Origin of the sequence: Streptomyces sp. OfavH-34-F, assembly GCF_022347745.1 — a bacterium.
GTDB lineage: Bacteria > Actinomycetota > Actinomycetes > Streptomycetales > Streptomycetaceae > Streptomyces.
In genome coordinates this window covers 1-21973 of sequence record NZ_JAKRGC010000053.1, presented here as the reverse complement: position 1 = coordinate 21973, position 21973 = coordinate 1, and the positions used below count along the sequence as shown (strand labels likewise).

The 21973-nt window shown below is 71.8% G+C and carries 27 protein-coding genes and 1 tRNA gene; 7 read left to right on the top strand and 21 right to left on the bottom strand.

Features of this window, described 5'->3' with window-relative positions:
* Positions 1 to 32: 32 nt before the first annotated feature.
* Positions 33 to 106: transfer RNA gene (locus MHW47_RS11520), tRNA-Thr, on the top strand.
* 46 nt (positions 107 to 152) lie between these two features.
* Here the strand turns inward: MHW47_RS11520 and MHW47_RS11515 are convergent.
* The 18 genes from MHW47_RS11515 to MHW47_RS11430 form a co-directional block, all read right to left on the bottom strand.
* On the bottom strand, positions 153 to 1562 hold the full coding sequence (locus MHW47_RS11515) for a tyrosine-type recombinase/integrase (RefSeq protein ID WP_239222610.1): 1410 nt from the start codon (positions 1560 to 1562) through the stop codon (positions 153 to 155).
* A 62-nt stretch (positions 1563 to 1624) separates the two neighbouring features.
* Entirely contained in the window at positions 1625 to 1831 is a 207-nt protein-coding gene (locus MHW47_RS11510) for a helix-turn-helix domain-containing protein (protein ID WP_239222609.1), read from the bottom strand.
* 434 nt (positions 1832 to 2265) lie between these two features.
* Positions 2266 to 3744 (bottom strand): ATP-binding protein, encoded by a 1479-nt coding sequence (locus tag MHW47_RS11505; protein ID WP_239222619.1) that lies wholly within the window; start codon positions 3742 to 3744, stop codon positions 2266 to 2268.
* A gap of 2 nt (positions 3745 to 3746) precedes the next feature.
* Complete coding sequence (locus MHW47_RS11500) at positions 3747 to 4619, bottom strand: bifunctional DNA primase/polymerase (RefSeq protein WP_239222606.1); 873 nt, start codon at positions 4617 to 4619, stop codon at positions 3747 to 3749.
* Between the two features lie 86 nt (positions 4620 to 4705).
* The gene (locus tag MHW47_RS11495) at positions 4706 to 4927 is read right to left on the bottom strand and encodes a hypothetical protein (RefSeq protein ID WP_239222604.1); all 222 of its coding nucleotides are present in this window, start codon (positions 4925 to 4927) and stop codon (positions 4706 to 4708) included.
* 35 nt (positions 4928 to 4962) lie between these two features.
* Positions 4963 to 5673 carry an exonuclease domain-containing protein gene (locus tag MHW47_RS11490; RefSeq protein ID WP_239222602.1) on the bottom strand — a complete coding sequence of 237 codons (711 nt, stop codon included), beginning with the start codon at positions 5671 to 5673 and terminating at the stop codon, positions 4963 to 4965.
* A 272-nt stretch (positions 5674 to 5945) separates the two neighbouring features.
* Complete coding sequence (locus MHW47_RS11485; protein ID WP_239222600.1) at positions 5946 to 8051, bottom strand: ATP-binding protein; 2106 nt, start codon at positions 8049 to 8051, stop codon at positions 5946 to 5948.
* A 41-nt stretch (positions 8052 to 8092) separates the two neighbouring features.
* Entirely contained in the window at positions 8093 to 8413 is a 321-nt protein-coding gene (locus tag MHW47_RS11480; RefSeq protein WP_239222599.1) for a hypothetical protein, read from the bottom strand.
* A gap of 77 nt (positions 8414 to 8490) precedes the next feature.
* On the bottom strand, positions 8491 to 8865 hold the full coding sequence (locus tag MHW47_RS11475) for a DUF6251 family protein (protein ID WP_239222598.1): 375 nt from the start codon (positions 8863 to 8865) through the stop codon (positions 8491 to 8493).
* An 11-nt stretch (positions 8866 to 8876) separates the two neighbouring features.
* Positions 8877 to 9104 (bottom strand): hypothetical protein, encoded by a 228-nt coding sequence (locus MHW47_RS11470; protein WP_239222597.1) that lies wholly within the window; start codon positions 9102 to 9104, stop codon positions 8877 to 8879.
* A 103-nt stretch (positions 9105 to 9207) separates the two neighbouring features.
* Positions 9208 to 9573: a hypothetical protein gene (locus MHW47_RS11465; RefSeq protein ID WP_239222596.1), complete on the bottom strand. Its 366-nt coding sequence runs from the start codon at positions 9571 to 9573 to the stop codon at positions 9208 to 9210.
* Between the two features lie 17 nt (positions 9574 to 9590).
* The gene (locus tag MHW47_RS11460; RefSeq protein WP_239222595.1) at positions 9591 to 9926 is read right to left on the bottom strand and encodes an RRQRL motif-containing zinc-binding protein; all 336 of its coding nucleotides are present in this window, start codon (positions 9924 to 9926) and stop codon (positions 9591 to 9593) included.
* Positions 9926 to 10663 (bottom strand): DNA methylase, encoded by a 738-nt coding sequence (locus MHW47_RS11455; protein WP_239222594.1) that lies wholly within the window; start codon positions 10661 to 10663, stop codon positions 9926 to 9928. The genes MHW47_RS11460 and MHW47_RS11455 overlap by 1 nt, the downstream gene beginning before the upstream one ends.
* A gap of 41 nt (positions 10664 to 10704) precedes the next feature.
* Positions 10705 to 11214 (bottom strand): hypothetical protein, encoded by a 510-nt coding sequence (locus MHW47_RS11450; RefSeq protein WP_239222593.1) that lies wholly within the window; start codon positions 11212 to 11214, stop codon positions 10705 to 10707.
* The gene (locus tag MHW47_RS11445) at positions 11211 to 12212 is read right to left on the bottom strand and encodes a DUF2637 domain-containing protein (protein ID WP_239222592.1); all 1002 of its coding nucleotides are present in this window, start codon (positions 12210 to 12212) and stop codon (positions 11211 to 11213) included. Before MHW47_RS11445 ends, MHW47_RS11450 begins: the two co-directional genes overlap by 4 nt.
* Positions 12209 to 12499 (bottom strand): DUF6303 family protein, encoded by a 291-nt coding sequence (locus MHW47_RS11440; RefSeq protein WP_239222591.1) that lies wholly within the window; start codon positions 12497 to 12499, stop codon positions 12209 to 12211. Before MHW47_RS11440 ends, MHW47_RS11445 begins: the two co-directional genes overlap by 4 nt.
* Positions 12496 to 12762, bottom strand: a complete 267-nt coding sequence (locus MHW47_RS11435; RefSeq protein WP_239222589.1) for a DUF6284 family protein — start codon at positions 12760 to 12762, stop codon at positions 12496 to 12498. Before MHW47_RS11435 ends, MHW47_RS11440 begins: the two co-directional genes overlap by 4 nt.
* Positions 12763 to 13760: 998 nt before the next feature.
* Positions 13761 to 14477 carry a GntR family transcriptional regulator gene (locus MHW47_RS11430; RefSeq protein WP_239222588.1) on the bottom strand — a complete coding sequence of 239 codons (717 nt, stop codon included), beginning with the start codon at positions 14475 to 14477 and terminating at the stop codon, positions 13761 to 13763.
* Positions 14478 to 14534: 57 nt separating this feature from the next.
* Between MHW47_RS11430 and MHW47_RS11425 the strand changes: the two genes are divergently transcribed.
* The 4 genes from MHW47_RS11425 (at position 14535) to MHW47_RS11410 (ending at position 17845) form a co-directional block, all read left to right on the top strand.
* On the top strand, positions 14535 to 15347 hold the full coding sequence (locus MHW47_RS11425) for a bifunctional 2-polyprenyl-6-hydroxyphenol methylase/3-demethylubiquinol 3-O-methyltransferase UbiG (RefSeq protein ID WP_239222617.1): 813 nt from the start codon (positions 14535 to 14537) through the stop codon (positions 15345 to 15347).
* A 290-nt stretch (positions 15348 to 15637) separates the two neighbouring features.
* Positions 15638 to 16558 carry an aminoglycoside phosphotransferase family protein gene (locus MHW47_RS11420; protein WP_239222586.1) on the top strand — a complete coding sequence of 307 codons (921 nt, stop codon included), beginning with the start codon at positions 15638 to 15640 and terminating at the stop codon, positions 16556 to 16558.
* Between the two features lie 73 nt (positions 16559 to 16631).
* Positions 16632 to 17117 carry a GNAT family N-acetyltransferase gene (locus tag MHW47_RS11415; protein ID WP_239222585.1) on the top strand — a complete coding sequence of 162 codons (486 nt, stop codon included), beginning with the start codon at positions 16632 to 16634 and terminating at the stop codon, positions 17115 to 17117.
* A gap of 50 nt (positions 17118 to 17167) precedes the next feature.
* The gene (locus tag MHW47_RS11410; RefSeq protein WP_239222584.1) at positions 17168 to 17845 is read left to right on the top strand and encodes a pentapeptide repeat-containing protein; all 678 of its coding nucleotides are present in this window, start codon (positions 17168 to 17170) and stop codon (positions 17843 to 17845) included.
* Positions 17846 to 17953: 108 nt separating this feature from the next.
* Here MHW47_RS11410 and MHW47_RS11405 read toward each other — a convergent pair whose 3' ends face one another.
* Genes MHW47_RS11405 through MHW47_RS11395 form a run of 3 tightly spaced genes read right to left on the bottom strand, consistent with a single transcriptional unit; the run spans position 17954 to position 20505 of the window.
* A complete protein-coding gene (locus MHW47_RS11405) occupies positions 17954 to 18451 on the bottom strand; it encodes a hypothetical protein (protein WP_239222583.1) in 498 nt (165 codons plus the stop codon).
* Between the two features lie 45 nt (positions 18452 to 18496).
* Complete coding sequence (locus tag MHW47_RS11400) at positions 18497 to 19126, bottom strand: response regulator transcription factor (RefSeq protein WP_111336631.1); 630 nt, start codon at positions 19124 to 19126, stop codon at positions 18497 to 18499.
* Positions 19123 to 20505, bottom strand: coding sequence for a sensor histidine kinase (locus tag MHW47_RS11395; RefSeq protein WP_275449087.1), 1383 nt, complete (start codon positions 20503 to 20505; stop codon positions 19123 to 19125). The genes MHW47_RS11400 and MHW47_RS11395 overlap by 4 nt, the downstream gene beginning before the upstream one ends.
* A gap of 174 nt (positions 20506 to 20679) precedes the next feature.
* Here MHW47_RS11395 and MHW47_RS11390 point away from each other — a divergent pair, with 174 nt between their 5' ends.
* Positions 20680 to 21237, top strand: a complete 558-nt coding sequence (locus MHW47_RS11390) for a heme-binding protein (protein ID WP_239222581.1) — start codon at positions 20680 to 20682, stop codon at positions 21235 to 21237.
* Positions 21238 to 21265: 28 nt separating this feature from the next.
* The gene (locus MHW47_RS11385; protein WP_239222580.1) at positions 21266 to 21970 is read left to right on the top strand and encodes an ankyrin repeat domain-containing protein; all 705 of its coding nucleotides are present in this window, start codon (positions 21266 to 21268) and stop codon (positions 21968 to 21970) included.
* Positions 21971 to 21973: the final 3 nt, after the last annotated feature.

Here is a 21973-nt window from a genome sequence, read left to right as displayed (position 1 = left end):
GGTGACCGCTTTGGTTAGACTGCTCCGAACACGCCTCCTTAGCTCAGATGGCCAGAGCAACGCACTTGTAATGCGTAGGTCGTCGGTTCGAATCCGACAGGGGGCTCTGCGCGGACCCCAGACCGGATGTGCTCCGGCCTGGGGTTTCTCATTCAGCGGACGCGCCGGCGGCGCCGGGCGCGGGCCGCCCGGGTGTCGGGGGTCTCAGTTCTGGTCTCAGTAAGGCCGGATTCCGGGCCCGGATCGGGGGCCGGGGGAGCGGGCACGAAGAACTCGCCCATCCGTCGCATCGCGTCCTTCGAGAGGTGCGACCGGCCCTTCACGTAGCGGCGCGTCTGGCTGATCTGGGTGTGCCGAAGAATCTCCATGATCGTGGTCATGTCGACCCCGAGTTCGTTGAGGATCGTTCCTGCGGTGTGGCGGCTCCCGTCGTACAGGCGCCGGTCCTCGATCCCGGCCTCGACAAGTAGCTCCTTGAACTCCTGGTAGTCCTGTCTGGGGTCGAGCGGGCGTCCGTCCGGGCGGCAGAAGACAGCATCATGCTCCTGCCACAGCTCCCCGGCAGTGGCCCGTACGGCGTCCTGCTGCGCCTTGTGGTCGTGCAGGAACGGGATGAAGACGGGAGGGATCGGGACGGGGTTCTGACTCTTCTTGGTCTTGGGCCGGGTGTAGACGAGCCCGCCTTTCTTGCGTTCCGGGCAGGTGCTCGCATGCTTCGTGCACGTCTTGGTGCAGGGCTTCGGGCAGCCACGCTTGAAGTTCTGGTGCCGCGAGCAGTTCGGGGGGCACGACTCGAAGCGGTGCAGGCGTCCGCCGCAGGCGTGCGGGTCGGTGCACCCGTGCCGCCACGTGAGGCGCTGAAGTTGCCAGCGCGGGTGGAACAGCTCTGCTTCGAGGTCCACGTACGTCCAGCGCAGACCAAGCGTCTCTCCCTGTCGGAAGCCCATGCCGACGCCGACGATCCAGCGCATGAAGGTGGGGCGCTTGGCCGCCGCTTCGAGGAACGCCTTGGCTTCCTCTCTGGTGAAGGGATTCGCCTCGGTCTCGTCCACGCTCGGCGGGTCCACCAGGGTGGCCACGTTCTCGCTGATCATGCGGCGGCGGTGAGCGATTTTCAGGGCGCGGGACAGGATGCGGTGGACCTTCACGACGTGTGACGGTGCGTGGCCGGCGTCGAGCATTGTCCGGTACATGCGCTCCAGGTGCTCCGGCTGGAGCTTGTTGATCCGATGCTGTCCGACGCCTGGGACGATGTCGTTGCGGGTCTTGGACCAGTAGTCATCGAGTGAGCGTGGCTTGAGCTTGAGGCTCGCGATGTCGGTGAGGTAGGTCTCCATCCACTGTGCGACGGTCGGCGCTCGTCCGGCCTTGGTCGCACGGCCCGAGTCGCGCTCGGTCTCCAATGCCTTGACCTTGCGCTTGATCTCAGCCTCGGTCTTGGCACGGCGGTGGCGGCGGTCGGGGCTGCCGTCATCCTTCACGCCCATGGTGACGCGGCCGTGCCACCAGCCGTCGGACCCGAAATAGATGGATGACTCGTGGTTGGGCTTGCGGGGGCTCATGTGCTCCTCCATGCGAGAGGCGCCCCGAGCGCGATGCTCGGGGCGCCTCGGGGCGTGCTCGATCAGGCGGCGGGCAGCAGGGCGAGGCTGTCCACGTACGCCTCAAGATCCGCGCGGCGGATGCGGCGGGTGCGGCCCAGCTTGATGTACTTCAGCGCGCCCTTGGCCATCAGCTCGTAGACGGTGGAGCGGCCGATGGAGAGCGCTTCGGCGGCTTCCTTGGGCTTGTACAGGAGCCGGTCGACAGGAGTGGCGGTCGCAGTGCTCATCCGGTGCCTCCTCGGCGGGGCAGGGTGTGTCTGTCCTAGGTGCGGATTTCTGCGTCACAGCGTCACGAGCGTCACGCGGGCTGCTGACCTGCGGGTTTGTGTGACGCGGGGGTGTGGGTGTGCGTCATCGGTGCGTCACGGGGTGCGTCACGGCGTGACGCAGGTGACGCAGGATGACGCAGAGCTTTGCTGTCTGCGTCACGCCCTTAGCCGCAGGCCAGGGGTTGTTCTTGCCGTCCGTGTGACGCTGTGACGCAGAGCTTCCCTACTTAGGAAACAGGGAAGGGGTTTCTGTAGTGGTGGCGGTGGCTCTCAGGGCGTGAAGTGAGGGGCCGCTTCGCGGCGCGACCTTTGGGCGGCGTTCCGCCGAACAGCAAGAAGAGCACCCGCGCGGGCGTGCTCTTCTTGCTTGTCCAGCGAAGCGGCGGTGCGGGTCAGGTCATCTCCGGCTGCTCGTACTCGGGCGGTGCGGCGGCCGGACGGGCCATCTCCAGGTAGCGGCCCTCTCGTGTGCGCCCGGAGTCGATCAGGACGCCCCGGGCTGCAAGGGTGGGTTGCAGCCGCTTGAGCCGGTCGGAGAGCACCTTGCCGGTAGTCGGCCACCCCTTGGGCAGGGGACGGAGTTCGTCGCCGCTGTAGAGGCGGCTGAGGTGGTGCAGCCACTCGGTGGACGTCATCCGCTGCTCACCGCCGGGGGCGATGTCCTCAGCATGCTTGAGGACGGTCTGCGCGAGCAGGTCACCCTCAATCACGTCGTCGTTCAGATCGTCCAGGCTCGCCCGGTACGCGGGCAGCGCCCCCAGGCCGGTGGCGGCGTCGAGCTGCGCGCACAGGTGCGCGAAGTCCGCCATCCGCAGATCCGTCGGCGTCTCCGCCTCAGCCGCCCGCACCTTCACCGTCAGGTCCAGGAGCGACCCGAGGATGACCGGCAGGGCCTCTTCGAACTCGCCCCAGAGTTCGGCTTCGGTGCGCCGGACGCGGGGCCGCTCCAGCCGCAGGGGCAGGAGGCGTTCGGCGAGGTCGGGGCGGATGACGCCGACGTCGATGCCGGTCAGGAGGAGAGGACGGCGGTAGCGGGCCCGGTGAACGTCCCCGTCGGTGAACAGGGCCCGCTTCACGGACTCCGCCCCGGTGACGATGCAGCACATGGCGTCGGACAGGTCCGGCGTCATGTGGGACAGGTTGTCCAGCGCGGTCACCCACCCCGCCGCGACAGCGGCGATCAGATTCTCCTCATCCTTCGGGGCCCGGCGCAGGTCCCCGCTCATCCCTTCCACGATCCGTACGAGCATCCGCCCGCCGGTCGACTTCCCCGCCCCCTGAGGTCCGGTCAGGAACGGCGCCGGGACCGGCACGGACGGACCCAGGCAGCCGACGAGCCAGGCGATGGCCAGGCACTCGGTCTCGGCGGTGGCGAAGTTGCACAACCTGAGCAGGAGGTCGATGCCCTTGTCCTGGGTGTCCTTGGCCGGCAACGGGAGTTCCCCGGTGAGCTGGGTGCGCCGCCAGCACACCTCGCGCGGGTCGGGGACGGTGATCTCCCACCCGTTGGGGTGGATGCGGACGGACTGCCCGTCGGCCCGGCCCAGGTCCAGCCACGTGGCCCCGTCGAAGCCGGGGGCGACGCGGATGTGCACGGGCTGAGTGTTCTCGGTGAGCGCGAGTGCTTCGATCAAGTCGAGTGCCTCCTTGAGGGCGGTGCCGTTGAAGACGCCGGCCCCGTCCTTGAACATGCCGACCATGAGTTCCTGGCGGTGGCTGCCGGTGGTGCCCTGGGAGCGGATGGGGCGGGCGACGGGGTGGCCGTTGCGCTGGGCGTAGACGGTGCCGTCGGCGGTGCGGAAGTACCGGAAGTGGGACTGCGCGTACTCGGTGATGACCTCGCGCGCCGGGTTCTTCTCGTCCTCGGACACGCTCACGTCCCCAGTCGGGCCAGGGCGTTGGCCCAGGCGTCGGTGCAGTGCCGGACGGACTCGCCCTTGGCCTGGGCGGCGGCGAACAGGCGCTGCATGTGGGCATCGGTCAGGCAGCCGCAGCCGCCGTGCGTGAAGAGTACGGCGAGGAAGGTGCGGTAGACGGTGGCGTGCACGGCGCTGGTCGCGGCGGTGATCTGCTGTTCGGCCATGGCGATGCCGCGCTCCAGGAAGGCGGGCGTGCGGTGGCGGCACTGCCCGCCCCCGGCGGGCACGGCGACGGTGGTCGGGGCGGCGCGGGGCGCGGGAGACGTCCTGACGGCAAGTGCGCGCACCTCGTCCGGCAGGGTCGCGATACGGCCAGTACCAGGGCCGAGCCAACGGGCGTAGGCCATGCGGGATTTGATGTCCACGCCGGGGCGTACACCGTTGGTGGATGGCATGGTCCCCGCGTAGATCCAGTGCTGTCCGCGGGTGGTGGGCACGGTGCGGGTGGGCGGCAGGTGCTGGGTGGCCCAGGTGATGGCGGCGGCGTTGTCGAGGTCGACGACGGTGAGGCGGACGCCGCCGGGGTGGTAGGCGATGGCTGCGGCGTTGTGCCATGCGTTGGCCCAGGCCGGCGAGGCGATGACGTTCGAGTCGGTGGTGGCGGCGGCCCAGGCATGGCAGGGGCGCGGGCAGGAGCAGGGGCCGGACTGCTTCATGTTCGGCCGGCCGCCGCAAGAGTTCCCCCGGCATGCAGGGCAGTTCCCGAACGGCGCCTTCCCCACCCGCAGCGGCAGCACCGGCACGCCGCGCGCGGCGAGGTCCAGGGCGGCTTGCAGGTGGGTGGGATGGCAGCGAGGGGCTCGCTGGATGCGGGTGGGTTGGGTCATGCTGGTGTCTCCAGTTCTGTGAGAAGTGCTGGTGGACGAGGGCGGCCCCAGGCTTTGGCGAGACGGGGGCCGCTCTCGTTGTTTTGTCAGGGGTTGATGGCGGGCGGGGTGGGGAGGGTGGCGCGGAGGTAGGCGATGGTCTGGCCGGGGGTTTTGCGGGAGGGGTAGAAGCGGGGGGTGGTGCAGGCGGGGATGGCGGCGGCGATCTGGGCGGCGAGGTGCTGGGTGATGCCGTCGCGGGCGATCAGCCGGATCTCGACCGGCTCCGTCTCCGGGGCGGGGGCGCGGCGGGCGGGTGTGCGGGGCACGGGACTCTCCTGATCTCTGGTGGTGCGGGAGGGGTTCAGTGGGTGGTGGGGAGGAAGGGCCAGGCGGGGTTGACGGTGGCGGTGGAGTCGGTGCGTCGCAGGTGTCGTTCCAGGCCGAGGGCCTGTGCGGCGGCCCATGACTGCTGGCGGGCGTGAAGGGTTGCCAGGTCGAGGGCGGCGAGCTGGGGGCGGACGCGGAGCAGTCGCCAGGTCAGTCGGGCCACGGCGAGCGCGTCTTCCACTGCCTGGTTGGGGCCGTCGTGGCGGACCTGGTAGTGCTCGCACAGTGCGGGAAGGGTGCGGCGGCCGGGCCGGTAGCGGTTGATCTGCTTGTCGATCACGGCGGGGTCGATGACCGGTGCTACCTCGGTGGGGAAGGCGGCGGCGTGGCGGGCGGCTTCCCGGGCGAGGACGGTCAGGGCGTACGGGGCCCGGAAGACGATCAAGGGCTGTCCGGCTGCCAGGGCCTGGCCGATCTGGGTGACGATTTCGGCGACCGCGTCGGCCGGGGGCCGGCCGTTCTTGACGGCGTGGTCGGTCGTGATGCCGTGGACGGCGGCGGCCTCGGCGGGAATGTCGATGCCGGGGTCGACCAGCCATGTACGGGTGGACGGTTCGCCGGGGGCTTGGATGGAGACGAGGGCGGCGGACACGATGCGGGCGGATTCCGGGTCGATGCCGGTGGTTTCCAGGTCCAGGGCGGTCATCGGCCCGTTGGACCACGCGGGCGTCTCAGGGGCAGTCATGGGGCTCCTCAGCGGTTGAGAGTTCGGTGACGAAACGGGGCGCTCCCCCTCTGCCGGGCGCGGTATCCGGAACGTCGTCTGGCGGTGGGGCAGGGAGGCGGAAGCACCCCCTGGCATGAGCGCGCAGAGCGGGGCTTCTACCCGCTGACCTGCGGCGCCTCCCTGCCTCCCTGAACATCGTTTCCGCAGCTCAAGCCCAGGAAGGTGGGTCAGGGAGGGGGTGAGGGAGTTCTCCCTGCCTCCCTGCCCGGGCGGGGCTTGCTTCCCTGGGTTCAGGACGCGGAAGCGGAACCCTCGCTGCCCTGGTTGGTGAGGGCGCGGGTGATGCGGTTGCGGCCGACGACCATGCGCCCGTCGGACTTGTACGGTTCGGCTCCCGTGCCGTCGAGGACGCGCTTGAGGTCGGCGTGCGTCCACTTCCCGTAGGCCTCGGCGGACAGGGCCGCGAGGCGCTGCAACACGTCCTGAGTCAGGAGCCGGGGGGTGTCGCCGATGACGGCTGCGATGTCGGCGAGCGGGTCTCGTTCCTCGCCCTGTTCGATGACGTGGAGGGTGGTGACGCCGTCGCGCAGGGCTCGGGCCCGGGTGGTGATCTGGGCGGCGGCGTTGTTGTCGATGAAGTGCGTGCGGACCGTGATGGACGCCTGCCCGGCCGGGATCGTGATCCCGTCCGACGCCACCACCAGCGTGCCCTTGTCCAGGCCGGGCCGCAGCAGGTTCGGGGCGGCGCCGCCGTCGACGGCCTTGTCACCGAGCGCCATGCGGGCCTGCGACTCTGTGCCGAGGGCGAGTGAGGCGCGGGTGTGGGCTCCTTCGCGGACCAGCTTGGGCAGGTTCTGGTCGGTGGGGTCCTGCGTGCCCTGCCACAGGGTGACGTTGACGGCCCGTCCCTGGTTGTGGATCTTCCGTGCGGCCATGAAGTACCGGGAGGTGGCCTTGGACCCGCCGTACGGCTTCTTCTCCTTGTCGATGACCGGGCACATGAATGCCACCTGCGCTTCGTCCACGAGCAGGATCAGCGGCGGGAAGATGGTGCCGGCCGGGGCCTGGAGACGGCGCTCCATCTCGGTGACGCCGCTCTCCACCATCTCGGTGGCCTGGATGACGTGGTCGTCGGTCGGCCCCTGGATCAGGACGGTTGCCAGGCCGTCGAACATGGCCCAGTCCCCAGCTCCCTTGAGGTCGGCGATGCGGAACTCCACCGACTTGTCCAGGGCCAGCCACAGCGCGAGGGCGCGAAGGGCGGCGGTCTTGCCCTGGTTGGACAGGCCCGTGATCAGGAGGTGGCGCTGATACAGGCTCAGCGCGGCGGCGTCCCCGCGCAGATCCTGGCCCCACGGGGCCTTCCCCTTGGCGTAGTCGGCGGTCAGGGTGTCGTCGGTGACCAGCGGGGACGGCCCGATGGGTTCGTCCAGGGCGCCGGAGTCGGCGATCCAGAGCCGGACGGTGCGGGCGGCCTGCGGGATCGTGATGAACACCTCGTGCTCGTGCCGGGAAAGGTTCTCGGCGAGCTTGCGGCGCCGGTTCTGCACCTCGTTCGTTGACACCCCGGAAGGCAGGGTGACGTCGACTTCGACGCCGCATCCGGCGATCCGGATCGGCCCCAGCATCGCCGCACCCGCGTCCCCCATCTCCTTGATCGCGGTCCGCAGCGGGGCGACCCCGAGGTCGCGCAGGGCGGTGACCACGATCGAGGGGGTGATCGGGGCTCCCGTGTCCTGTCCCCCGGTGCCGGCGGGGAGGGCCCAGGCGGGGGCGGCGCCACGGTGACGCCCGACCGCCCACACCCCGGCCAGCGCCACCCACGGCCCGGCAGCCACCAAGGGCCCCCATACGACGGATGCGATGACGGCGAGCAGCCGGACGAGGTCGATGAAGGCCATGAGAGGGGTGACGATGTCGGCGGGGTTCTTGTTCGCGACGGCGAGGGCGACGCCGATCAGGATCAGTGTCCCGACCCCGCCCGCCGTCCCCACAGCCGCGCCTTTGACGAGCTTTTCGGGGGCGGTGAGCAGGTCCATGCGGCGGCGGTGGCGCTCGGTGCGGAAGCGGTGCAGGCGCTCTTCCCACTCGCCCGCGGCTTCGTAGTTCCCCACCGCCTCGGCCGCCCGGAGCAGCCGTTCGTAGCGGGCGCCGGTCCGGCCGTCCCACGCCCGCCGCGTCACGATCCTGGTCCCGCCCAGCACGTAGGAACCGTGCCGTACGGCGAGGCGGGCGGCCGAAGCGGTGCGCTCGTGCCGCACGGCGCCGACCACGGCACGGCCGGTACGCGTCCACACCCGCACCGGGCGGACCTCGCTGGCCTCGGCCGGGGCGGGAGCGGCATCCGGTGTGGTGGGGTCGGGGGTCTTGAACAGGTGGATCACGTTCTCGGACATGCCTGATCTCTCCTGATACTCGACAGGGGGCCGGGGCCGGTTCAGCTCTCGGCCCGCAGAACGGCGCGCTCAGCGCGGCGCACCGCGTCCTCGGCGGCCTTGCGGGCCTGGCGGGCGGCGGCCCGGTCGGTGCGGGGTGCGGTGCGCTCGGTGGCCTTGGCGTTGGCGAGGGCCTGGCGGGCGTCGGCCTGGACCTGGTGCAGGGCCCGCAGTTCCTGCGCGCCGCGCTCGGCGGCCCGCTGGTCGATCTTCTCGATGCGGGCTTCCAGGCGGGGGTCGACGCAGTCGGCGAGGGCCTGGCGGAAGCCCTTGCGGAACAGCTTGTTGCGTTCGCGCTTCTCGGCGGGGGTGTAGCTGTGCATGGGTGCCTCCCAGGGTGTGGGCCGGGCTGTCCGGCCCTCCGCCCGCCCGGCATGGTGTCCGGGCGGACAGAGGGCCGTCAGCGGCGGCGGGGCCTGGGCACCGCCTTGGACGCGGCCTTGCCCTCGCCGCCCACGGAACGGACGACGGTGACGACGCCCCAGGCCATGACGGCGGCGAGGAACGCGAGCAGGGCGAGGTTCGCGGCGATGGCGGTCAGCACGCCGACCAGCAGCGGCCCGAAGTACACCCCGGCCGCCACCGTGCCGGCGCCGATGCCGGAGCCCAGCGCGAGACGCTGGACGGTGCGGTCGGGCGGGGCGTGGTGGATGTGCTGCACGATCTGCTGCGGCGCCTGCGGGGCGGGCAGGGAAGCCGGGTCGGTGTAGGTGTAGGTGCCGTCCGGGAGCTGAATGACGGTCAGGGCTCGGGGTGCGGGCAGGTGGGAGTCCATGAGGGGTCCTCTCAGGCACCGGGGTGGAAGTCGGCGGCGGCCGTGCGGGCGGTGTCCGCGATGCCGGTGATCAGCTCGTCGACGCGGTCGAGAGTGACGTAGAGCATGCAGCTCCGGCCGCCGTTGCGGACCCGTACGGCTATGGCGGGCTGAGCACGGTCGGTCCCGGGGTGCAGGACGACCGGCTTAGCGGTCAGGGCCGAGCGGTCGGCCGATGCGCTGGTGAAGCGGTAGGACATGGGCGGGGTCCTTCCCAGTGAGGGGCGCCGAAGGGATGGCGTCCCGAGTGCCCCGGGCCGGATTCGATCCGGCGCCCTCGCGGCGTGATCCGGGGCTGATTGGTCAGCGGCAGCGACGACAGCCAGCGCCGTGGGCGAGGCGGCACAGCTCGGACACGGTGAAACCGCCCAGGGTGCCGGTGTGGGTCACCTCGGTTTCCGTCACGCGCCCGCGTCCGCTGCCATCGGGTGCGTCGATCTCCCATCCGGTGGTCACGTAGCGCCCGCGTCCGACCTTCTTGATCTGGCCGACCGTCTTGATCCGGGCGCGCTTGGCCGCGCCTGCCTGCCTGCGGGCCTGAGCGCTTGCCATCGCAGCCCGGCGGGCTTCCACGTACACGGCCTCCTGGGACGCCGCAGCCTGTTGGGCGGCGCGGTAGCGCTCCTCTTCCGTGCTGACGCGGTCGATCTTGCGAGAGAACAGGCCCATGGGGGGCTCCTTCCGGGTCAGGAGGTCAGCGAAGGGTTGTCGTGGCAGGTGACGCACACGCCGAGCGAGCGCGGGATGCAGTACCCGGCATCGCGTCGGCAGGCGGGGCAGGTACGGCGGGCCCGCATGGCCTTGGCGAGCGCGGCGGTACGGCCCGCGGTCATCGGCCGTACGGGGCGGGCCAGCTCGATGCGGTAGAGGTAGGCGACCAGGGGTCCGCGTCGGCGCCGGGGGCGGGCGAGGACGGCGGCGACGTCCTGCCCGCCGGGCCGCAGTCCCATGGCGCGGAGTTGTCGGCGGGTGGCCAGGCCCTCGGGGGCCAGGCGCCACCGGTATGCGGGGAGGGTGGCCATCAGGCGGCCACCACCAGGTCGTGCGGGGCCGGGCGGGCGAGATGGAGCAGCCGCATCTCGGCGCAGGGCATGGCGGCCGCGCACCAGTCGTCCGCTATGAAGTCGCGGCCGATGTAGCGGGTGTAGGCGGGTGGGATCGCTTCGGTGAGTTCTTCGTGCGTGCTGGTCCAGGTGATGCCCATGGCGTGCTGCATCTCGGTGACGGTGCCCTTGCCGCCGCCCTTGCCGTACGCGGCGATGTACGGGCCGTCGCGCCACACGCCGTGGCGCCAGCCGCGGACCGGGCCCCGGTGCGGCTTGTGCACGGCCACCGGGGGCGACCAGTAGGGTCCGAGTTCGAAGTAGCGGTGACGGATCACCGACAGCCCGAACATCTCCCCGCACAGCAGCAGGTCCTTGCGGAGCTGGGCGCCCTGGACGTTCTCGATGACGTACGGGACGCCGTACCACTCGCACACCTCCCGCACCTGGGGGATGAGGTCGATGTGCGCGCGGCGGCCGCGGTTGGTGCCCTTGGTCAGCGCGCAGGACGCCTGGCAGGGCGGGGAGTAGTGGACCAGGTCGAATTCCTGGCACAGCTCCCGCGCCACATCCAAGGCGTCGGCCTGGACGAACGTGAACGGGTAGGCGGGGCGAGGGACGATGTCCACGCCGGTCACATCGAACCCGGCGAGGTAGTAGCCCATTGACGCCCCGCCCGCGCAGCAGAACAGATCCAGCACACGCGGCCGGCACATCACACCCGGGGCACTTCGCCCTCGCCGGGCGGGCAGGGCGCTCACCGGTCCGGGCTTCCGACGGCCAGGGGCTGCACGCGCCAGATGACCTCGGACGCCGGGGGCATGGCGGCTCCGGCGGGGTGGGTGGTCCAACCGGAGCGGGGAGCGCCGGCGGCCTCGGCCGCGATCTCCGCCGCGTCCATCGTGGGGTGGACGCTGTGGAGGCGGCCGTGGTGGAAGAGGGCGTAGACGCGATCGGCCCGGCCGGACTGCTTGCGCGCAGTACGCAGAAGCATGCGCAGGACCTGCCGGTCCTCCGTATCCAGCAGAGACTGGGCCCGCAGTGTCTCCAGCTCGCCTTCGAGCCGGGCCGTTTCCTGGGCCGCACGGGCGAGCGCGGCCCGCAGGGACTCCACCGTGGTCTCGGCGCGGCTCGCGGCGTCGGCGGCGAGGTCCCGTTCCAGCTCGTGCTGCTCGCCCTTCCTGCGGGCGGTCTTGACGGCCGCTTCCGCCTTGGCGAGGTCGGTACGCAGGGCGTTCAGGGTGTGGGTACGAACCAGCGCGATCATGCGGAGGCTCCTTCGAGGGCGGAGGGGTGGGCGTCGCGCAGTTCCTGGTAGCGGGTGGAGACCCAGCCGACCGACCAGCCGCACAGCTCCGCGGCGTTGCGCACGGGCAGGCCGGAGAAGTGGGCGGCGGTGACGATCTGCCGGGCGCGGTCCTCGGGGAGCTTGGTGTCCACCGGGCCGCCGGACAGCAGCGCCTCGCGTTCACGGGCCTCACGCTCCGCCCGCTTCTCGCGTTGCCGGCGCTCAGTCTCCTCACGCTCCAGCCGCTCGCGCTCGCGGCGCTGAGCGCCCTCTCGTTCAAGGCGTTCACGCTCTAGCCGCTGCTGTTCACGCTCGCGTTCACGGCGTTCACGAGCCTCCCGCTCAGCACGCTCCCGGGCCTCTGCCCGCTCGCGCTCCTCACGCCGCACCGCTTCCTCACGGGCGGTCTGTTCACGGGCCAGCACGGCTTCGTGCTCACGCTGCTCACGCGCCAACTGGGCGGCATGTTCGCGTTCCTCGCGTGCCCGCCGCTCCTGCGCCTCGCGGCGCTCAGCGGCGGCTTGCTCGCGCTCGGCACGTTCGGCCTTGATCCGGGCTTCCCGGGCTTGCTGGGCGGCGGCGATGGCCCGGCGGTACGCGAGTCCGGCTTCGGCCGTGACGATCAGCAGGAGCGGTGCGACGGAGTGGACGCACGCTCCGACCAGGTCTTTCTTCAACACGCTGTCGGCCACATTCAGGGCGAGCGTCATGACGCCGGTCATCCACCGCAGCACGACGGGCCACCCACCGCCATGCCCACCGAGGCGGGCCAGGGTGGCGCCGAGGCGGACCACGATGATGACGGCCGCGTCCACGACCAGCGGCAGGATCGGCGCCGTCCACTGCCAGCCCTCGGGGGTGTGACGGGCCGCGAGCGGAGTGACCGTGAGGATCGAATACAGCATCGCGCCGCCCACGATCAGCCACGTCCCGGCCGACAGCGCCTTCTCCGCTGAACGGATCTGAACATCGTTCACGACGCCACCTCCCGCACCCGCGCCGATGCGATCAGGGAGACGGGCTGGGCGGGATCGTCGCCCGGGGCGTAGTCCTCGACCCAGTCCCAGACCGGGTCACCGATGAACGTGTAGCCGAGAGCGTCCAGAGCCCGTGAACGGTCCTGAACACTCGGCACCGTGGTGCCGCCGAAGACGTACTCGGGCCACTGAAAGCCCGGGATGCCGTAGATCGCCACGTACAGGCGCCACCGGCCCGTGCTCTGCCCGATGGCCATCCGCGCGGGGAAGACGTCGGGTGCGCTCACGCGGCACCGCCCGGCTGCACCGTGAAGGTGCGGTTGCTCAGGTCGCGGCGGGCGGCCATGACCCGGTTCCGGGCCCGGCGCAGCCGGCGCTCGTCCAGCTCGCTGGCCGGCCGGTCGAGGGTCATGATCTGCGCGTCCAGCAGTTCGACCTCCGCCTGAATGAGCGGCATCTCGTGCTCGATCGCCTCCAGCTCGGCCGGCGTCGGCTCGAAGTCGAGCGACGCGGCCGTAACAAGGCCCTCAAGGGCAGCGATGGGGATCATGGGTCGTTGTCTCCTCACAGTGGGACGGCCCAGAACAGCGCCCCGGAGTAGCCGCTCCGGGGCGCTGGCCGTTTGGGTGAAAGACCACCCGAGGGGGTGGCGGTGCCCCGGGCCGGATTCGATCCGGCAGCATCACGCCGGGTTCGGGGCGGGGGTGGTTCAGCGGCCGGAGCCGCCGGAGGAACGTCGGTTGGCCTCGCTGACCTTCTTCGACAGCTCCTCGCGTTCCTGGTCTGTCAGACTGCTGATCACAGGTGCCTCCCATACAGGTGCCTGTATCGCGGCACCCCGGTTGCCCCCGGGGTGCCGCCGCGGTTCCGGGCTCTCCGGCTCCCCTCGGCCCCGCCCGTACAGCACCGCGCTTGGCGGGGCTGGACGGGCGGAGGAGGCAACCGGCCCGCGATAGCCACGGGAAATCGGTCGAGCTGGCGGCCTGCCGAACGTGGCCACCGACGCGACGGGCGTTGTCACGAGCGCGGGTCCAGCGCTGGTGACGCCCCAGGTATTCGTTGATGCATCGAGCCCCCTCGGTCGTAGGGACGGCGGATGGGTTCGGTTCTCCGATTCGCGCGGCGCCGCTCGATCCGGGGAGATCCGAAGTCCCGGACGTCTGAGGGGGCGGCTTCAAGGTGTGCCGCGCGGTTCTTTCGAGTCGGTGGCGTGTCCCCCGTCTGGGGTGTCGGGCCCCGGTGTGACGGGGGCCCTTTCTCGGCCGACTGGTCTCCACTCGCTTCGGTCGGTGCGGTCACGGCCGTCGTACTGCGGTGGATCACGCTGTTGAGTTGTCTCAGGCGTGGCGGAGTCGACCCGCTCCGTGAGTTCCGGAGCGGCGATGGCCACAACAGAAGACTGGACCGGTGGACCGGTCCAGTCAAGCGTGAATCTCGCACTCTGCGATCGGTCGAGTGCTAAACGTGCAGGTCGGCGTGCGGTTCGTGGTGGCAAAAAAAGCTGAACCGGTGGACCGGTCCAGCTTCGTTTTGCCCTTACGTTGTGGCCTACATGGGGTAGGTCTCCACCTGCTCGAAGTTCGATGCGGGGGTGACGCCCTCCTCGCAGACGAGTGGATTGCCCTGTTCGTCGTACGCCGTGTGCAGCAGCACGGCGACGGGGGAGCCCTGTGGCACCACCAGGCGGGATGCCTCAGTCTCCGACGCGGTTCGAACGGTCGTGATGTCTACTCCCTCGGCAGGACTCCGCCCGGTCTGTCGCCGCACGTAGCGCGTCGTTCCTTCCGCGATCGGGGCCGTGTCGGCCAGGCGTGGCGACGCTTCCGCGATCTCCGGAGGGAACCACGCTTCGACGTAGCTATGTGGAGTGCCGTCCGGCAGTTGGAGGGTGCGTGCGCGTCGAAGCGCCTTTGCCCCGGGTGCGAGGCCGAGTGTGGTGGCGACGCGGACGGGCGGCTCCGCCCAGTCGGGTTCACCCACTCGCAGGAATGGCATCCCGCCCTGGGCCCGCGCCGACCCCGCGCGGCGGGCGCCGGCGGGGCGGGCTACCGGCGTCTCGGTGACAACGAACCCGGTGCCCTGTCGGGCCACGACGATGCCGTCGTTGCGCAGGACGTCCACGGCCTTGATTGCCGTGGCACGGGAGACGCCCCACTGTTCGGCCAGTTCGCGGCCGGACGGAATGGTCTCCCCGGGGCCGGGGTCGCCGGCCGCGATGCGTGCCCGCAAGAACTCCGCGATCTCTTCGTACTTCAGGACTGCCATGGTCTCCCCGTGTCTTCAGTGCTGGACTGGTCCACCGGTACACACGATACTGCGGATATGTCGAATCCCGAATTGCCCCCTTCCGTCTTGAGGTTTTACGGCGAAGCGTTTGACGAGAACGCCCGCCTCCGAACGTCGGCAGACGGGCGGATGGAGTTGGTCAGGACCCAGGAACTCCTGCGGCGTTTCCTGCCGCCCGCGCCGGCCCGTTTGCTGGATGTGGGCGGGGGGACTGGTGTTCATGCTGAATGGCTTACGCGCGACGGCTACGACGTCACCCTTGTGGACCCCGTTCCCCGTCATGTGGAAGCTGCGTCAGCGGTTTGCTCGGCCATCCTTGGTGACGCCCGTGTCCTGCCCGCGCCTGACGCCGGCTTCGATGCAGTGCTACTGCTTGGCCCGCTGTATCACTTGCCTGACCCCGTCGATCGGCAGCGGGCGCTGGCTGAAGCGTCTCGTGTGGCGCGGCCTGGCGGACTGGTGGCCGCCGCCGCGATCAATCGCTATGCGTCGCTATTTGAACACGTTACGTACGCGCATCTGCATACCGATCGCATCCGTGCGTCCGTCTCAAAGATCCTGGAATCTGCTATTTACGACGGTGTTCGGGGATTTACCTTGTCGTATTTCCATCGAGCTGAGGAGCTTGTGACGGAATTGACCAACTCTGGGCTGGAGGACGTTCAGGTTTTCGGGGTCGAGGGCCCTGCGTGGTCGCTGGTGAAGGCTGCCGAGCAGCAGCCGGGCGAGGGGCCCACGGACGACCTGATCGCCTCTGCCGTGGAGGCAGCCCGGATGGCGGAGCCATACCCGGAACTTCTCGCTGCCAGCTCGCACCTCTTGGCCGTTGGCACTGTCCCCGGTCGCTAAGGCGGCGCCTGAACAGACGGCGCCGGCGCCCGTGCCGGGCTCATTGCTGGTCTCGGTTACCTGTAGTTCTGTGGGGGTCCGCTGGCGTCCGAGGTCGTCTATGCGGCCTCCTGACCAGGAGCGCAGGCTGTTTGGCGGACGCACGCGGACGCTGGCAGAACAAGGTCTGACAACTTGTAATGCGTAGGTCGTCGGTTCGAATCCGACAGGGGGCTCCACGACCGGGCCGGCGCTTCGCCGGCCCGGTTTTTTCATGGCTTCTCCGTGTCCGGGTTCCCTAGGGTTCGGGTGTGATCGACATCCCTGAGGCCCTCGTCGCCAGTCAGTCCGCCTTCAACGGGGCCGCCGGGCGCCGTTTCGTGGCCGCGTTGCCGGGAAGGGTCGCGGACTTCGTGGAGCGCTGGGGGCTGCGGCTCGACGGCGGGGCGATGTACGGGGTGTGCGCGCTGGTGCTGCCGGTGGTGCGGGTGGGGGACGGGCGCCCGGCGGTCCTGAAGTTGCAGCTGGTGGACGACGAGACGGTGGGGGAGCCGGTCGCCCTGCGCCTGTGGGGTGCGGCCGGGGCCGGGGCGGTGCGGTTGCTGGCGCACGACGCGGAGACCGGGACGATGCTCCTGGAGCGGCTGGACGGGCGCCGCTCGCTGGAGGACATGGCGGACGCGGACGAGGCGGTACGGGTGATCGCCGGGCTGCTGGCCGGGCTGACGGCGGTGCGGCCGGGCGCGGAGTGCGGGCTGCGCGGGCTGGGGGACGCGGTGGCCCGGATGACTGCGGCGGCGCCCGCGGTGGCGGAGGCGCTGGCGGACGAGGGCGAGCGGCGGCTCGTACGGGACTGCGCGGCGGCGGTACGCGAGGTGGCGGGGGAGCCGGGGGACCGGCTGCTGCACTGGGACCTGCACTTCGGGAACGTGCTGGCGGGGGAGGGCGGCGGGAGCGGCGGCCCGAGGTGGGTGGCCATCGATCCGAAGCCGCTGGTGGGCGACCCCGGGTTCGAGCTGCTGCCCGCGCTGGCGAACCGTTTCGACGCGGACGCGGTGGGGCGGCGGTTCGACGCGATGACCGGGGTGCTGGGGTTGGACCGGGCGCGGGCGGCGGCGTGGACGCTGGGCCGGGTGCTCCAGAACGCGTGCTGGACGGTGGAGGGCGGGGCGCGGCGGCTGGCGCCGGAGCAGGCGGAGATCGCGCGGGTGCTGCGGGGGCGGCGGGGCTAGCGGCCGGCGGGGCTAGCGGCCGGTGGGACGGGGGCGCTGCCGGGCGCGGGGCGCGCCTGTTTACGCTGCCCCCATGATTCGTACCGCGACTGCCGCCGATGTCCCTGTGATCCACGCCATGGTGCGTGAGCTGGCCGATTACGAGAAGGCGCTGCACGAGGTCCGTGCGACGGAGGAGGACCTGCGGGAGGCGCTCTTCGGTGAGCGTCCGGCGGCCTTCGCGCACATCGCGGAGTCGGACGAAGACGGCGAGGTCGTCGGCTTCGCGCTGTGGTTCCTGAACTTCTCGACGTGGCGCGGGGTGCACGGCATCTACCTGGAGGACCTGTACGTCCGGCCGGAGCGGCGCGGCGGCGGGCACGGCAAGGCGCTGCTGACGGAGTTGGCGCGGATCTGTGTGGAGCGGGGCTACGAGCGCCTGGAGTGGTCGGTGCTGAACTGGAACGCCCCGTCGATCGCCTTCTACGAGTCGCTGGGCGCGCGTCCGCAGGACGAGTGGACGGTGTACCGGCTGACGGACGGCGCGCTGGCCGCGCTGGGCGGGTCCGCGAAGGTCTGAGCGCGCGTCTCCTCGCGGGCGTTGTCAGTGGCGTGCGTCACGATGGGGCCATGGTGCGTGGTGGAGGTTCCGGTGGCGGTGTCCCAGCGGCCCGGCGGCCTGAGGTGCGGTTGCCGCCGCTGGTGGAGTTCGCCGGCGGCGGGCTGGAGCCGGACGGGGATTACGACGGGGTGCGGTTCGGGTCCGTGGACCTGGCCGACGCCTCGGGGCGGGGCGCGCGGTTCATGGACTGCGCGCTGGAGGGCTGCGCCCTCGACCGGGCGGCGCTGGGCCGGGCACGGTTCATCGACTCGGTGCTGACGGGCGTCCGGGGCGTGGGCACGGACCTCGCGTCGGCCTCCCTGCGGGACGTGGAGGTCGTGGACGCCCGCCTGGGCGGGGTGCAGTTGCACGGCGCGGTGCTGGAGCGGGTCCTGGTGCGGGGCGGGAAGATCGACTACCTGAACCTGCGTGAGGCCCGGCTGACCGATGTGGTGTTCGAGGGCTGCGTGCTGGTGGAGCCGGACTTCGGGGGCGCCCGGCTGACGCGGGTGGAGTTCCGGGACTGCGCGCTGCGGCGGGCGGACCTCGGCGTGGCGCGGATGGAGGCGGTGGACCTGCGCGGGGCCGCCGAGCTGGACATCGCGCGGGGCGTGGAGCGGCTGGCGGGTGCGGTGATCAGCCCGTTGCAGCTGATGGAGCTGGCGCCGGCGTTCGCGGCCCAGATCGGCGTGCGGGTGGAGGCGTAGGCGGGCGCCCGTGCGTACGGGGGCGCGCGGCGGCGCGTACGGCGGGTTCCGGCGCGTACGGGCGGGCTGGCTCTCGCGCGTACGGGGTCGGGCTCCGGTCCGTACGGGTCAGAGGCGGGGGAAGCGGGACTGGAGGGTCCAGATCGCCGGGTTGTCGGCCAGGCCCTCGTGCATGTCGGCCAGGTCGGCGATCAGGTCGTGCAGGAAGTCGCGGGCCTCGCGGCGCAGCAGCGCGTGGCCGAAGGTGAGCGGGGGCTCCTCGGCGTCCATCCAGTCGGCCTCGATGTCCACCCAGCCGAAGCGGCGCTCGAACAGCATGCGGTCCGAGGACTCGGTGAAGTCGAGTTCGGCCTGCTGGCGGCGGTGCGAGCGGTTGCCCCGGGGGTCCTGGTCGATGCGCTCGACGATGTCGCACAGCGCCCACGCGAAGTCGAGCACCGGCACCCATCCCCAGGCTGTGGACAGCTCCCGGTCCTCCTTGGTGTCCGCGAGGTAGACGTCGCCGCAGAACAGGTCGTGGCGCAGGGCGTGGACGTCCGCGCGGCGGTAGTCGGTCTGCGGGGGGTCCGGGAAGCGGCGGGAGAGGGAGTAGCCGATGTCGAGCACGGTCCGATGGTGTCATGCCGGGTGCGCCGGTCCGGCACCCGCGGTTCAGGACAGCAGGCGCTGCTCCTTGGCGACGGCCACGGCTCCGGCGCGGGTGTCCACGCCGAGCTTGTCGTAGATCCGGCCCAGGTGGGTCTTGACCGTGGCCTCGCTGATGAACAGGGCGCGGGCGATGTCGCGGTTGCCGAGGCCCCGGGAGAGCTGGCCGAGGATGTCGCGTTCGCGGTCGGTGAGGGTGGGGCGCGGGGCCCGCATCCGGGCCATGACGCGGCTGGCGACGGGCGGCGAGAGCGTGGTGCGGCCCTGGGCGGCGGAGCGGATGGCGGCGAAGAGTTCCTCGGGGCGTTCGGCCTTGAGGAGGTAGCCGGTGGCGCCGGCCTCGATGGCGCGGGTGATGTCGGCGTCGGTGTCGTACGTGGTGAGCACGAGGACGTGGGTGCCGGTGCCGGCCGCGATGCGGCGGGTGGCCTCGACGCCGTCGATGCCGGAGCCGAGCTGGAGGTCCATCAGGACGACGTCCGGGGTGAGCCGGGCCGTGAGCGCGACGGCCTCCTCGCCGCTGCCGGCCTCGCCGATGACCTCGATGTCGGGTTCGCTGCCGAGGAGGGCGAGGAGCCCGGCGCGTACGACGGCGTGGTCGTCGCAGAGGAGGATGCGGATGCGGTCGGCGGTCATGCGGGGTCCTGGGGTGTGGGGGCCGCGGTCGCGGCCGGCGGGGTCGGCACGGTGGCGGTGACGACGGTGCCCTCGCCGGGGGCCGATTCGATGGTGAGGGTGCCGCCGAGCTGGCGCAGCCGGGCGCGCATGGCGGGCAGTCCGTGGCCGCGTACGCCGGTGGGGGCGGCGGGCCCGGGGGCGGGCGTAAAGCCGTGGCCGTTGTCGGCGATGTCGAGGACGGTGCGGTCGTCGAGGTGGGTGAGGGTGAGGGCGGCCTCGGTGGCGCCGGAGTGCTCGGTGACGTTGGCGAGGGCGCCCTGGGCGATCCGGAGCAGCGCGGACTGGGTGCGGTCGGGCAGGACGGCGGGCGGGGCGCCCTCGATGTGGCAGCGGACGGTGAGCCCGCCCTGCGCCTGGGCGGTCTCGCGGGCGGCCAGGGCGCGCAGGGCGGCTTCGAGGCCGCCGCCCTCGGCGAGGTCGGCGGGGGCCAGGTCGTGGACGAAGCGGCGGGCCTCGGCGAGGTTGCGTTCGGCGATGCCCGCGGCGGTGCGGATGTGGCGGCGGGCGGTGTCCGGGTCGGTGTCCCAGGTCCGGTCGGCGGCCTGGAGGAGCATCTGCTGGCTGGACAGGCCCTGGGCGAGGGTGTCGTGGATCTCCATGGACAGCCGCTGGCGTTCGGCGAGGGTGCCTTCGCGGCGTTCGGTGGCGGCGAGTTCGCGGCGGGTGCGGAGCAGGTCGTCGATGAGCCGTTCCTGGCGTACGGCCTGGCGCCGCATGTGGACGAAGACGGCGGTGGCGACGGCGGCGACGGCCGGCGGGGCGAGGACGAGGTTGGGGTCGAAGCCGTGCGCGAGGCGGAGCTGCGCGGCGACGACGAACAGGGTGAGCAGGGCCACCAGCGCGTACGCGGCGCGCGGCGGCAGGATGCGCAGCCCCGTGTAGAAGAGGGGCACCGCGCACCACGCGAAGCTGGGCGCGAGCACCACGAGCACCATCCACACCGCGACGAGCGCCCCCAGCCAGACGAGGCTGCGCGGGGTCGGGCGGGAGCCGAGCACGGGCCCGATGACGTACAGGGCGGCCAGTGCGAGCGACAGGCCGATGATCCACGGTGTGCGGTCCTCGCCGGGGTGCCGCAGCAGGAAGCGGGCGAGCGAGGCGCCGAGCAGCAGGAAGAACGCGGCGTGCATGAGCAGGGCCAGCGAGCGGGTGCCGGTGTCGTCCCCGAGCCGGGTGCCCCGGCGCGCGGCGGCGGAGTCCCGCGTACGGCGTCCGGCCCGGTCGTCCCGGTCCGGCGGCGCGGGGTGCCCGGACGGTCCGGACCCCTGGCCCTGTGCCACCTCGTACTCCTCGTTCCGGCCCTGGTGGACCCCTGTTGACCTGCGCGGACATTCCATCGTCTCCCCGGGTCGGGGCACCCGCATCATCCGATCGGCCGACAGGGGTGTCAGCCGTCCCGCACGCCGGGTCGAGCCGGTACGACGACCGGACCGGGCCGGTTCCGGGCCAACGATGGATGCAGGACGCGGGACCGGCCCGCTTCCGTCCTTCCCCCCGCTGAGGAGCCCCTGATGAAGAAGATGTCGCTGCGCACCCGTGTCCTGACCGGTGCCGTCGTCGCCGCCGCCCTCGGGGCCGGCACCTTCGGCGCGATGTCCGCGAACGCCTCCACCCCGGCCGCCGCCCCCGCCACCACCGTCAAGGCCGACACCGCGCACCGCAACCTCCAGCAGACCTCGCACCTGACCCTCGCCGCCGCGCAGAAGGCGGCGAACGCGGCGCTGGACGCGGCGAAGAAGGAGAACCAGCGCGTCGCCGTCTCGGTCGTCGACCGCAACGGCAACACCATCCTGACCCTGCGCGGCGACGGCTCGGGCCCGCAGGCGTACGAGTCCGCCGAGAAGAAGGCGTACACCGCCGTCTCCTGGAACGCCCCGACCTCCGAGCTGGCCAAGCGGCTCGCCCAGGCCCCGAACCTGAAGGACATCCCTGGCACGCTGTTCCTCGGCGGCGGCGCCCCGGTGCAGGTCAAGGGTGCCCCGGTGGCGGGCATCGGGGTCGCGGGCGCGCCCAGCGGCGACCTGGACGAGAAGTTCGCGCGGGCCGGCGTGGCCGCCCTCGCCAAGTAGGACGACGACGACCCCTGGGGAGACGGACATGAACGCCCTCGATCACCGCCTGCTCGACGCCGCGCGCACCGGCGACACCGATGCGGTGCGCGCCGCGATCGAGGGCGGCGCCCGGGTGGACGCCCGCGACGAGGAGCTGCGCACCCCGCTGCTCCTGGCCGTCCACGGCGACCACGTCGGGGCCGCGCGGCTGCTCGTCGCGGCCGGAGCGGACCCCGACGCGCAGGACCGGCGCGAGGAGAGCCCCTGGCTCGCCACCGGTGTGACCGGCAGCGTCGAGATGCTGCGCGTCCTGCTGCCGGCCGGCCCGGACCTGTCCCTGCGCAACCGGTTCGGCGGGATCGCGCTGATCCCGGCGAGCGAGCGCGGCCATGTCGCGTACGTACGGGAGCTGCTGCGGGCCACCGACATCGACGTGGACCACGTCAACCGGCTGGGCTGGACCGCCCTGCTGGAGGCCGTGATCCTCGGCAACGGCGGCCGGGCGCACCAGGAGATCGTGGAGCTGCTGCTCACGGCGGGTGCGACGCCGGGGCTCCCGGACGGCGACGGGGTGACCGCGCTGGAACACGCGGAGCGGCGCGGCTTCACGGCCCTCGCGGAGCTGCTGCGCGCGGCGACGGCGTCGGACCGGGACGCGGGCACGGACGGGGCGACGGACGCCGGCACGGACGGGGCGACGGGCAGGGACGGGGTGACGGGCACGGGCACGGACGCGGGAGGTCCGCGGTGAGCG

Excerpts from the sequence above, each read along its gene's own strand:
- MHW47_RS11515 (WP_239222610.1), bottom strand. The coding sequence starts at position 1,562 with ATGAGCCCCCGCAAGCCCAACCACGAGTCATCCATCTATTTCGGGTCC.
- MHW47_RS11510 (WP_239222609.1), bottom strand. The coding sequence starts at position 1,831 with ATGAGCACTGCGACCGCCACTCCTGTCGACCGGCTCCTGTACAAGCCC.
- MHW47_RS11500 (WP_239222606.1), bottom strand. The coding sequence starts at position 4,619 with ATGACCCAACCCACCCGCATCCAGCGAGCCCCTCGCTGCCATCCCACC.
- MHW47_RS11490 (WP_239222602.1), bottom strand. The coding sequence starts at position 5,673 with ATGACTGCCCCTGAGACGCCCGCGTGGTCCAACGGGCCGATGACCGCC.
- MHW47_RS11485 (WP_239222600.1), bottom strand. The coding sequence starts at position 8,051 with ATGTCCGAGAACGTGATCCACCTGTTCAAGACCCCCGACCCCACCACA.
- MHW47_RS11480 (WP_239222599.1), bottom strand. The coding sequence starts at position 8,413 with ATGCACAGCTACACCCCCGCCGAGAAGCGCGAACGCAACAAGCTGTTC.
- MHW47_RS11475 (WP_239222598.1), bottom strand. The coding sequence starts at position 8,865 with ATGGACTCCCACCTGCCCGCACCCCGAGCCCTGACCGTCATTCAGCTC.
- MHW47_RS11470 (WP_239222597.1), bottom strand. The coding sequence starts at position 9,104 with ATGTCCTACCGCTTCACCAGCGCATCGGCCGACCGCTCGGCCCTGACC.
- MHW47_RS11465 (WP_239222596.1), bottom strand. The coding sequence starts at position 9,573 with ATGGGCCTGTTCTCTCGCAAGATCGACCGCGTCAGCACGGAAGAGGAG.
- MHW47_RS11460 (WP_239222595.1), bottom strand. The coding sequence starts at position 9,926 with ATGGCCACCCTCCCCGCATACCGGTGGCGCCTGGCCCCCGAGGGCCTG.
- MHW47_RS11455 (WP_239222594.1), bottom strand. The coding sequence starts at position 10,663 with ATGTGCCGGCCGCGTGTGCTGGATCTGTTCTGCTGCGCGGGCGGGGCG.
- MHW47_RS11450 (WP_239222593.1), bottom strand. The coding sequence starts at position 11,214 with ATGATCGCGCTGGTTCGTACCCACACCCTGAACGCCCTGCGTACCGAC.
- MHW47_RS11435 (WP_239222589.1), bottom strand. The coding sequence starts at position 12,762 with ATGATCCCCATCGCTGCCCTTGAGGGCCTTGTTACGGCCGCGTCGCTC.
- MHW47_RS11430 (WP_239222588.1), bottom strand. The coding sequence starts at position 14,477 with ATGGCAGTCCTGAAGTACGAAGAGATCGCGGAGTTCTTGCGGGCACGC.
- MHW47_RS11425 (WP_239222617.1), top strand. The coding sequence starts at position 14,535 with ATGTCGAATCCCGAATTGCCCCCTTCCGTCTTGAGGTTTTACGGCGAA.
- MHW47_RS11415 (WP_239222585.1), top strand. The coding sequence starts at position 16,632 with ATGATTCGTACCGCGACTGCCGCCGATGTCCCTGTGATCCACGCCATG.
- MHW47_RS11410 (WP_239222584.1), top strand. The coding sequence starts at position 17,168 with ATGGTGCGTGGTGGAGGTTCCGGTGGCGGTGTCCCAGCGGCCCGGCGG.
- MHW47_RS11400 (WP_111336631.1), bottom strand. The coding sequence starts at position 19,126 with ATGACCGCCGACCGCATCCGCATCCTCCTCTGCGACGACCACGCCGTC.
- MHW47_RS11395 (WP_275449087.1), bottom strand. The coding sequence starts at position 20,505 with ATGGAATGTCCGCGCAGGTCAACAGGGGTCCACCAGGGCCGGAACGAG.
- MHW47_RS11390 (WP_239222581.1), top strand. The coding sequence starts at position 20,680 with ATGAAGAAGATGTCGCTGCGCACCCGTGTCCTGACCGGTGCCGTCGTC.
- MHW47_RS11385 (WP_239222580.1), top strand. The coding sequence starts at position 21,266 with ATGAACGCCCTCGATCACCGCCTGCTCGACGCCGCGCGCACCGGCGAC.